The sequence below is a fragment of the Deinococcus pimensis DSM 21231 genome, from assembly GCF_000519345.1.
Taxonomy (GTDB): Bacteria; Deinococcota; Deinococci; order Deinococcales; family Deinococcaceae; genus Deinococcus_A; species Deinococcus_A pimensis.
The window spans coordinates 5400-15215 of sequence record NZ_KI912647.1; the positions used below are offsets into that span (position 1 = coordinate 5400).

Here is a 9816-nt window from a genome sequence, read left to right on the forward strand (position 1 = left end):
CGAGCGTGACGAGCGCGGTGGCGCCCCGGGCGCGCTCCCCGGCCTCGGCGAGCGCGAACACCTCGGCGTGCGGTTCGCCCGCGCGGGGGTGGAAGCCCCGGCCGACGATCTCGCCGCCGTGGACGATCACGCAGCCGACGGGTGGGTTGGGGGCCGTGCGGCCCAGGCCTCTCGCGGCGAGCGCGAGGGCGTCCCGCATGAACGGGACCTCGGATGGGATGAACATGTGCGGCGCCGGCCCGTGGGGACGGGTCGGCTCCCTCCTTCTCTCATCCGGACTGGGGGACCCGCGTGGGTCCCGTCACCGTCGGCTCCGGACTCTCACCGGATCGGGCCTCGCCGTACAGCGTCTGGCTCGGCTTCGCGGGCTGCCGCGCCGACCCTGTGGGTGGTCGGGTCGCGGGTCACCGCCGGTGGGGAATCTCACCCCGCCCCGAAGGATGGCTCTCGCCGCACGGAGCATACCGCCCCCTCGCGGGGGCGGTCCGTGAGCTGCTTCGCGCTTGCCGCGCCGGACGCTCAGTCGGTCGCGGAGGCCTGCCCGGCCCCGATGGACGGACGGGCGCGCGTGGCGGGCTTCTCGCGGCGCACGGCGCGCAGCACGCGGATCACGAAGGACGGCTCGAACAGCGTCAGCGGCGAGCGGACCATGTGCACGACCTGCATGAACTCGCTCAGGACGCGCCCGTCGTGCTTGAGGGCGCGCTGCACCAGCGAGAAGTAGCGGCCCGTGATCCTCGCGGCGAGCGGCTGGCGCAGGTCCACCTCGGGGTAGCTGCCGTCGCCGCCGCTCACGAGGCTCCAGGCCAGGTCCAGCGCCTTCGCGGCGGCGCGGAAGTAGGCGCGCTGGAGCGAGGCGGCGTCGCGGGTGCGGCGCAGGACCGCGCGCAGCGCCTCCGCTTCGAGCGCCGCGACGGTCATGCCCTGCCCGTAGGTGGGGTTGAAGCTGCACATCGCGTCGCCCAGCACGAGCAGACGGAGGGGCAGGCGCGCGCGCTCGTAGTGACGGCGGACGCTGGCGGGGTAGCGGTGCACCGTGAAGTCCGTGAGGGGTTCGAGCGTCTCCAGGAACGCGGGGATGTCGTCGTTGCCGACGCCGCGCGCGAACTCCAGGAAGCCCTCCTCGTCGGCGGGCGCGTGCTCGCCGAACCAGCCCGCGAGGGCGAAGTGCCAGCGGTCGCCCTCCAGGGCGGTGCAGATGGCGACGCGGCGCTCCATCGGCTGCTGCGGGACCGTGCCGAGCAGCAGCGTCCCGCCGAGATGCTCGGGGTGGCGGCGGTAGATGCGGGAGGTGTACGCGACGTTGACGTCGATGCGGCTCTCCTGCGCCCTCGCGTAACCGAGCGCCTCCAGCCACGCGGGCGTACGCGAGCCGCGTCCGCTCGCGTCGAGCACGAGGTCGGCGGGAAGGTCGGCGCGGGCGCCGTCCTCGCGCTCGTACGTGAGTCCCGTGACCTCGGTGCGGTCGGGCGTGGTGGTGAACGCGCGCACGGCGACGCCGCCGAGGAGCGTCACGTTGGGCAGCGCGAGGGTGCGGCGGCGCAGGCAGCGCTCGATCAGGACGCGGCTGGCGTAGAGCAGCGGGAGGCCGCTCTCGTAGGCCGCGAGGTACTCGCCGCCCGCCGAGAGGCGGCTCGCGCCGGTCATGTCGCCCGTGAGGGCGCCCTCGCGGCGCAGGTCGTCACCCAGGCCGGGGTGGAGGTCCTCGAGGATGCGCATGCCCCGGCTGAGCAGCGCGTGCGGCTGGCGTCCCTGCGGGACGCCCCTGCGGTGCAGGTCGTCCTCGCCGATCACGTCCCGTTCGACGATGGTGACGCGGGCGTAGTGCTCGGACAGGACGCGGGCGGCGAGCAGGCCCGCGATGCTGGCCCCGATGACGACGGCGTGGTTTCGTGCGGTGGTGTGGCTCATGGGGCGAGGGTAGGCGGGGGTGGATGGTGACGGGATGACGAGCTCCCGGTCGTGGAGACGCGTGCCCGAAACGTCGTCTGTCCGGCCACTCCTTAAGGTCTCCTGAAGTCGGGAAGCGGTTCCGCGTTCCGCCCCGTAAAATGCGTTCGTAAAGGAGCACAACTTGAACCGAATCGCGATGCTGACGACGCTCGCGCTGGCCGTCACGGCCGCCGCGCAGACCGCGCCCGCCCTTCCCGAGGGTGTCGCGCGCGTGCACTACACCCGCCCCGACGCCACCTACACGGGCTGGGGCCTGCACGTCTGGGAGGACACGACCGAGCAGGTCACCTGGGACAAGCCCCTCGCGCCCGCCGGGAAGGACGCGTACGGCGCGTTCTGGGACGTGAAGCTCAAGAACGACGCGAAGAAGCTCAACCTCATCGTCCACAAGGGCGACGAGAAGGACCCCGGTCCGGACATGTCCGTGGACCTCACGCAGGGCCGCGAGGTGTGGCTGAAGTCGGGCAGCAGCGTGATCGCGTTCCAGAACCCCGTGCCCGCCGAGGCGCCCATTCCCGCGAACACGGTGCGCGTGAACTACTTCCGTCCGGACGGGAAGTACGAGGGCTGGGGCCTGCACCTCTGGGAGGACGCGGCCGCCCCGACCGAGTGGACGAAGCCCTTCGCGCAGACGGGCAAGAACGCCTTCGGCGCGTACTGGGACGTGCCGGTGAAGCAGGGCTGGAAGAAGCTGAACTTCATCGTGCACAAGGGGGACGACAAGGACCCCGGTCCGGACCAGAGCGTCACGGTGGAGCAGGGCAACCAGGTGTGGATCGTCTCCGGGGAGAACAGGGTGTACACGCAGAAGCCCGACACGAGCGTGCGGCAGGTCGGCGACCTCGCCAAGGCGCAGGCGCACTGGCTGACGCGCGACACCCTCGCGGTGAAGCCCGAGCTCGTCGCGAACGGCGCGATCCTCAACCTCGTGTACGCTCCGCAGGCGGGCCTGAAGCTCGCGGCGGGCGTGGTGAGCGGCAGCACGACGTCGCTGCCTCTGATTCCCGCCGAGGGCGGCCTGAGCGCGGCCCTGAAGGCGAAGTACCCGCAGCTCGCGACCTACGCCGTCGTGAAGGTCCGCCCGGAGGACGCCTCGAAGGTGGCGGAGGTGCTGCGCTCGCAGCTCGTCGTGACGAGCACGGGCCTCGACGACAAGCCGGTGGACGCGACGGGCGTGCAGATCTACGGCGTCCTCGACGACCTGTACGCGTACGACGGGGCGCTCGGCGTGACGTGGGACAAGACCGTGCCGACGCTGCGCCTGTGGGCCCCGACCGCGCAGAGCGTGCGCCTGCGGCTCTTCGACGGACCCTCCGGCGGCGAGGCGCGCGTCGTGGACATGAAGCGTGACGGCGGCGTGTGGAGCGTCACGGGCGACGCGTCGTGGAAGAACCGCTTCTACCAGTACGAGGTGAAGGTGTACGCGCCGAGCACGCAGAAGGTCGAGACGAACGTCGTCACCGACCCGTACTCGGTGGACCTCGCGCTGAACAGCACCCGCTCGCGCATCGTGGACATCACGGACGCGGCCTTCAAGCCGCAGGGCTGGGACAACCTGAAGAAGCCCGAGCTGCGCAGCGTGAACGACCTCACCCTGTACGAGCTGCACCTGCGCGACTTCAGCGTGAACGACGCGTCCGTCCCCGCCGCGCGGCGCGGGACGTACCTCGCGTTCACGGAGAAGGCCAGCCGCGGCATGACGCACCTGAAGTCGCTCGCGTCGGCGGGCCTGAAGGCCGTGCACCTGCTGCCGACCTTCGACATCGCCACCATCGACGAGGACAGGCGCAACTGGAAGGCCACGCCGGACCTGAAGGCCCTCGCGCCGGACAGCGCGCAGCAGCAGGCGGCCGTGAACGCCGTGAAGGACCAGGACGCGTTCAACTGGGGCTACGATCCGTACCACTACAACGTGCCGGAGGGCAGCTACGCCGTGAATCCGGACGCGCGCGTCGTGGAGTACCGCTCCATGGTCGCGGCCCTCAACGGGGCGGGCCTGAGGGTCGTGCAGGACGTCGTGTACAACCACACGAACGCGAGCGGGCAGGCGGAGCGCAGCGTCCTCGACCGGATCGTGCCGGGCTACTACCAGCGCCTGAACCTCGACGGCGGCGTGGAGAACAGCACCTGCTGCTCGAACACCGCGACGGAGCACCGCATGATGCAGAAGCTCATGGTGGACTCCGTGGTGTTCTGGGCGAGGAACTACAAGATCGACGGGTTCCGCTTCGACCTGATGGGCCACCACATGCGCGAAGACATGCTGCGCGTGCGCGCCGCCCTCGACGCGCTCACGCCCCAGAAGGACGGCGTGGACGGGAAGAAGGTCTACGTGTACGGCGAGGGCTGGAACTTCGGCGAGGTGGAGAACAACAAGCGCGGCGTGAACGCCACGCAGGTGAACATGTACGGCGCGGGCATCGGGACCTTCAACGACCGCATCCGTGACGCGATCCGCGGCGGCAACCCCTTCGGCGGCCTGCAGGACCAGGGCTTCGCGACGGGTCTCGTGGGCCTCCCGAACGGGCAGAAGCAGAACACGGACACGGCCCGCCTGCTGAAGCTCTCCGACCAGCTCCGGGTGGGCCTGACGGGCAACCTGCGCGACTACCGCCTCGTGGACGCGTCCGGGAAGACCGTGACGGGCGCGCAGATCGACTACAACGGCGCGCCCACCGGGTACGCGGCGAGCCCGCGCGAGTCGATCAACTACGCCAGCGCGCACGACAACCAGACGCTGTGGGACGCGGTGCTGCTCAAGGCGCCCCTGACGGCCACGACGGCGCAGCGCGTACGGATGCAGAACCTCGCGAACAGCCTCGTGGCGCTCGGGCAGGGCGTGCCGTTCTTCCAGGCGGGGGACGAGCTGCTGCGCAGCAAGAGCTTCGACACGGACAGCTACAACAGCGGCGACTGGTTCAACGCGATCACCTGGGACGGCGCGGACAACGGCTTCGGGCGCGGTCTGCCGCTCGCCGAGAAGAACGAGGGCAACTGGCCGCTGTACCGCACCCTGCTCGGGAACGCGAACCTGAAGGTGACGGCGGCGGACCGTCAGCGCGCCAGCGATCACCTCGCGGAGATGCTGCGGGTGCGCGCGTCGAGCACGCTGTTCCGGATGGAGACGGCGCAGCAGGTGCAGGGAGGCCTGACCTTCCTGAACACCGGGCCGAAGCAGGTGCCGGGTCTGATCGTGATGCGTCTGCAGGGTCAGGTGGGTCAGGGCAACCCGTACCGTGACGTGGTGGTGGTGTTCAACGCGACGGGTTCCGCGGTGAACTTCTCCGACGCGTCCCTGCGCGCGCTGAAGCTGGACCTGCATCCGGCGCTCGCGGGCGGCACGGACGCCGTGGTGAAGTCGAGCCGCGCGGCGAACGGCACGCTGACCGTTCCGGGCCTCACGACGGCGGTGTTCGTCGGGAAGTAGCCTTCCCTTCGTGGCGCCCGCCCCCGTCCGGGGCGGGCGCTTTTCATGAGTGCGGACGCGCGGCCCGGCGTCATCCGCCAATCATGCGGCGGCGGGTAAGGTGCGTGCAGTCGGCCCCAGTGGCCCCGGGAAGGAAGTGATCCGCGTGTCCGCTCACATCGAGGGTGGCTGGAAACATCGTCTGCAGCGTAAAAACCCGACGGCCTTCATGAAGCCGGATGCACATCAGCTTCAGGATCGCTTAATCTACATTCTACGTATGCCCCGCGCCCTCCGTGGTCTCCCCGCTCGCGACGTCATCACGGCGACCTACGCGACGCTCGCCACGCTCTCCCTCGTGGTTCCCGCCGTGCACGACGTCCTCTTCGAGTTCCTGTGGAGTTCCGGGATGGTCCTGATGGGCGTGGCGCTCACCTGCCTCGTCGGCGTGCTGATGTGGTGCATCCTCAAGCCCGAGTCGGTCGAGACGTACGAGGAGTCCGCGCCCGAACCCGAGGCGACCCCCGCGCCGACGTCCGTGCACGCCCCCGTGCCCGTTCCCGAGGCCCTGACGCGCCCCGCCGCCGCCTGAACGTGCCCCCACGGCGCGGGACCCGCCTCGGCTGGTCCCGCGCCACGCGTTTCCGGTAGGCTGCGCGCATGCCACACCACGCCACGCCCGGCCCGCGCCTCCCCGCCCTCCCCCGCCCGCTGGAGCGCCGCTGATGCGCGCCCTCGTCGTGGAACGCCTCGGCGGACCCGAGGTGCTCGAACCGCGCGACCTGCCCGTCCCCGAGCCCCGCGCGGGCGAGGTGCGCCTGCGCGTGGAGGCGGTCGGGCTGAACTTCGCGGACATCCTCACGGTGCGCGGGGAGTACCTGACGCGCACGCGCCTGCCGCTCGTGCCCGGCATGGAGTTCGCGGGCGTCGTGGACGCGCTCGGCGAGGGCGTCACGCACCTGCGGACGGGCCAGCGCGTCGCGGCGCTCGCCGGGCACGGCGGGCTCGCCGAGTACGCGGTCGTGCCCGCCACGGCGGTCCTTCCCGTGCCGGAGACGCTGAACGCCGCCGAGGCCGCCGCGTTCCCCGTGTCGTTCTACACGGCGTTCTTCTCGCTGCGCACCCTGGGCGGCGCGCGCGAGGGCGAGTGGGTGCTGGTGCAGGCCGCGGCGGGCGCGCTCGGCACGGCCAGCATCCAGCTCGCGAAGGCGATGGGCCTCCGGGTCATCGCGACCGCGTCGAGCGAGGAGAAGCTCGACGTCGCGCGCGCGCTCGGCGCGGACGTGGCGCTGCTGTCCTCGCGCGAGGACCTCGTGGCCGTCGTGAAGGAGACGACCGGTGGGCGTGGCGTGGACGTCGTGCTGGAGGTCGTGGGCGGGCGCGGCTTCCAGGACAGCCTCGCCATGACGGCCTTCCGGGGGCGGGTGCTGGTGATCGGCGCGGCGAGCCGCGAACCGTCGAGCCTGCGGCCCGTCGAGCTGATGAAGAAGAACGTCAGCGTGACCGGCGTCTGGCTGACGTCCATGATGGGCGACGCGGCGGCCATGGCCGAGGCGCACGCGTTCCTCGGGGAGGTCCTCGCGGGCGGCACCGTGAAACCCGTCGTGGGACGCCGCTTCCCGCTCGACCGCACGGGCGAGGCCTTCGACTTCATCATGAGCCGCGCCAGCACCGGCAAGGTGGTCGTGGAACCCTGAGGAACGACGGGCGGCGCCCGTGGTCATGCCACGAGCGCCGCCCGGACCGGGGTCAACGCCCTTCGAGGGGCTTCGCGTTGCCGAAGACGGGCTTCGGGCCGTCCGTCGGGGCGGCCCAGCGGGCCGCGTTCACGAGGACGCGCCGCACGTCCGGGTGGCGGTAGGTGGGGTACGTCTCGTGACCGGGGCGGAAGTAGAAGATCCGCCCGCGTCCGCGCGTGTAGGCCGCGCCGGAGCGGAAGACCTCGCCGCCCGTGAACCAGCTGACGAACACCAGCTCGTCCGGGGGCGGCACGTCGAAGAACTCGCCGTACATCTCCTCCGGCCCGACCTCGATGGTCTCGCCGAGCCCCTCGGCGATCGGGTGCGCGGGCGCGACGACCCAGATGCGCTCGTGGTCGTCCCCCTCGCGCCACTTCAGGTCGCAGGAGGTGCCCATGAGCCGCTTGAAGGGTTTGCTGAAGTGCGCGGAGTGCAGCGCGACGAAGCCCGTGCCGCCGAGGACACGTTCCACGACGCGGCTGACGGCCTCGTCGGCGACCTCGCCGTGCGCGAGGTGACCCCACCACATGATCACGTCGGCCCAGTCGAGGTTGTCCTGCGTGAGGCCGTGATCGGGCTCGTCGAGGGTGGCGGTGCGGACCTCCAGCCCGCCCTCACGCAGGGCGCTCGCGATCTCCCCGTGGATGCCCTCGGGGTAGATCCCGGCGACCTTCGGGTTCTTCTGCTCGTGGCGGTGCTCGTTCCAGACGAGGACGCGGACGGCTCGGTTCATGCGGACCTCCCTGCGGTCGGGGCCGCGCCGTGTCGTGCGGCGCGGCCCCGTGGTGGCTCAGTCGGCGGCGTAGCCGTGGGGGTGGCCGCGGTGCCACGCCCAGGCGGTCTCGATGATGTGGTCGAGGTTCGTGAAGCGCGGCGTCCAGCCCAGGTCGGCCTTGATGCGCGCGGAGTCCGCGACGAGGACGGCGGGGTCGCCCGGACGGCGGCCCTCGATCTCGCGTTTCAGGGGCGTGCCGACGACGCGGTCGACGGCGTCGAGGACCTCCTTGACGCTGAAGCCGTGCCCGAGCCCGACGTTGTAGCGGGTGGTGGGCGCGCCGTCCTGCAGGGCCTGCACGGCGAGGACGTGCGCGTCGGCGAGGTCGACGACGTGGATGTAGTCGCGGATGCAGGTGCCGTCCGGGGTGGGGTAGTCCGTGCCGAAGATCTTCATGCTGGGCCGCTGGCCGAGCGCGGTGAGCAGCGCGAGCTCGATGAGGTGCGTCTTGTTGGGGTGCGCCTCGCCGATCTGTCCGCCCTCGATGGCGCCGCAGACGTTGAAGTAGCGCAGGTTCATGTGGGGGAAGCCGTAGGCGGCGTCGTACGCGTCGAGGAGCTTCTCGGTGGCGAGCTTCGTCTCGCCGTAGACGCTGGTGGGGCGTTTGGCGGCGTCCTCGGGGATGGGCACGTGGTCGGGTTCGCCGTAGACGGCGGCGGTGGAGGAGAACACGACGGGGACGGCCTTGCCGCGCTTCTGTTTCGCGTCGAGGAGGGCGTCCATGAGGTTCATGCTGCCGACGACGTTGTTGCGGTAGAAGCGGCGCGGGTCGCGCATGGAGTCGCCGACCTCGATGAGCGCGGCGAAGTGGATGACGGCGTCGGGTTCGTGCCGCGTGACGATCTCGCCGACGCGGGCGGCGTCGAGGAGGTCGGCCTCCTCGGCGGTGACGCCCTCGGGGAGCGCCTCGCGGTGTCCGGCGGTGAAGTTGTCGAGGACGACGACCTCGTGTCCTGCCGCGATGAGTTGCCTGATCGTGTGCGAGCCGATGTAGCCCGCGCCGCCCGTGACGAGGAGTCTCATGTCTCCACCTTACCCTATTTTTCGTAAGAAGCGAAAGTAACGAAGGCTTGCGAAAGCGGAGAGCGGAGGCGACGCGACCGACGCCTCCCTCGCGCCGGGTCCAGCTTACCCCTCCCCCACCCCCGTCCACGGGGCGTGGGGCGAACCTTCACGACGTCTGAACGCCCGTCGTGCGGCGCAGCACCAGCCGCGTGGGAAGCAGCGCCGGAGGAGCGGACGGCTCCTCGCCCGCGAGCCGCGCGAGCAGCAGGCTCCCCGCGAGACGGCCCTTCTCCACGGTGGGCTGGTGGACCGTGGTGAGCCCCGCCACGGCGGCGGCGGGCACGTCGTCGAAGCCCACCACCGAGAGGCCGCCGGGCACGCTCAGACCGAGCGTGCGAGCGGCCTCCAGCGCGCCCAGCGCGAGCTGGTCGCTCATGCACAGCAGCGCCGTGGGCGCGTCCGGGGCGCGCAGCAGTTCCAGCGCGAGGAGCTCGCCCTCGCCGGGCGTGTTGTTCCTCGCCTCCACGACACGCAGCACCCGCGAGGGCGTGAGGCCCGCCGCCGTGACGGCCTCGCGGTACCCGGCGAGGCGGTTCAGGGGCGGCACGAACGTCGCGTCCCGCTCGCGGCGGGCGGTCACCGCGCCGCGCCTGCGCGGCAGGGTGAGTTCCAGGCTCAGCACGCCGACGCGCTCGTGCCCCAGCGAGAGCAGGTGCGCGGCGGCCTCGCGCGCGCCCGCGCGGTCGTCGATGTCCACGCGCGGCGCGTCCCCGCCGCCCGCCTGCTCCACGAGCACGTACGGCAGGCCGCGCGCGGTGACCGCGCCGAGCGCCTCGCTGTCGGCGGGCAGGCAGTACACCACGAAGCCGTCCACGGCGGCGCTCGTGATGACCGACGGGTCGCGCGGGGCGGGCAGCAGCAGCAGGGCCATTCCGGCC

Annotated in this window: 7 protein-coding genes and 1 pseudogene; 3 read left to right on the plus strand and 5 right to left on the minus strand. The window is 71.6% G+C overall.

Features of this window, described 5'->3' with window-relative positions:
- Both DEIPI_RS39790 and DEIPI_RS0112790 read right to left on the minus strand, forming a co-directional pair.
- A pseudogene (locus DEIPI_RS39790) lies at window positions 1-226 on the minus strand (bifunctional diaminohydroxyphosphoribosylaminopyrimidine deaminase/5-amino-6-(5-phosphoribosylamino)uracil reductase RibD); the annotation flags it as partial.
- Window positions 227-519: 293 nt separating this feature from the next.
- On the minus strand, window positions 520-1911 hold the full coding sequence (locus DEIPI_RS0112790) for an FAD-dependent oxidoreductase (RefSeq protein ID WP_027482014.1): 1392 nt from the start codon (window positions 1909-1911) through the stop codon (window positions 520-522).
- 163 nt (window positions 1912-2074) lie between these two features.
- Between DEIPI_RS0112790 and pulA the strand changes: the two genes are divergently transcribed.
- The 3 genes from pulA to DEIPI_RS0112805 all read left to right on the plus strand — a co-directional run bounded on the left by pulA (window position 2075) and on the right by DEIPI_RS0112805 (window position 7056).
- Window positions 2075-5380, plus strand: a complete 3306-nt coding sequence (gene pulA / locus DEIPI_RS0112795) for a pullulanase-type alpha-1,6-glucosidase (protein ID WP_027482015.1) — start codon at window positions 2075-2077, stop codon at window positions 5378-5380.
- 259 nt (window positions 5381-5639) lie between these two features.
- Entirely contained in the window at window positions 5640-5951 is a 312-nt protein-coding gene (locus tag DEIPI_RS0112800) for a hypothetical protein (protein WP_027482016.1), read from the plus strand.
- Between the two features lie 133 nt (window positions 5952-6084).
- Window positions 6085-7056, plus strand: a complete 972-nt coding sequence (locus tag DEIPI_RS0112805; protein ID WP_027482017.1) for an NADPH:quinone oxidoreductase family protein — start codon at window positions 6085-6087, stop codon at window positions 7054-7056.
- Window positions 7057-7108: 52 nt separating this feature from the next.
- On the opposite strand, the gene DEIPI_RS0112810 is transcribed toward DEIPI_RS0112805, so the two are convergent.
- From DEIPI_RS0112810 to DEIPI_RS30895, 3 genes are all read right to left on the minus strand, one after another.
- Window positions 7109-7831: a ThuA domain-containing protein gene (locus DEIPI_RS0112810; protein ID WP_027482018.1), complete on the minus strand. Its 723-nt coding sequence runs from the start codon at window positions 7829-7831 to the stop codon at window positions 7109-7111.
- Between the two features lie 57 nt (window positions 7832-7888).
- A complete protein-coding gene (gene galE / locus DEIPI_RS0112815) occupies window positions 7889-8896 on the minus strand; it encodes a UDP-glucose 4-epimerase GalE (protein WP_027482019.1) in 1008 nt (335 codons plus the stop codon).
- A 148-nt stretch (window positions 8897-9044) separates the two neighbouring features.
- The coding region (locus DEIPI_RS30895) for a substrate-binding domain-containing protein (RefSeq protein ID WP_084474246.1) at window positions 9045-9816 on the minus strand (772 nt) is incomplete at its 5' end.

What these genes read in the sequence shown, in the direction of transcription:
- DEIPI_RS0112790 (WP_027482014.1), bottom strand. Translation starts at nt 1,911, where the DNA reads ATGAGCCACACCACCGCACGAAACCACGCCGTCGTCATCGGGGCCAGC.
- DEIPI_RS0112800 (WP_027482016.1), top strand. Translation starts at nt 5,640, where the DNA reads ATGCCCCGCGCCCTCCGTGGTCTCCCCGCTCGCGACGTCATCACGGCG.
- DEIPI_RS0112805 (WP_027482017.1), top strand. Translation starts at nt 6,085, where the DNA reads ATGCGCGCCCTCGTCGTGGAACGCCTCGGCGGACCCGAGGTGCTCGAA.
- DEIPI_RS0112810 (WP_027482018.1), bottom strand. Translation starts at nt 7,831, where the DNA reads ATGAACCGAGCCGTCCGCGTCCTCGTCTGGAACGAGCACCGCCACGAG.
- galE (WP_027482019.1), bottom strand. Translation starts at nt 8,896, where the DNA reads ATGAGACTCCTCGTCACGGGCGGCGCGGGCTACATCGGCTCGCACACG.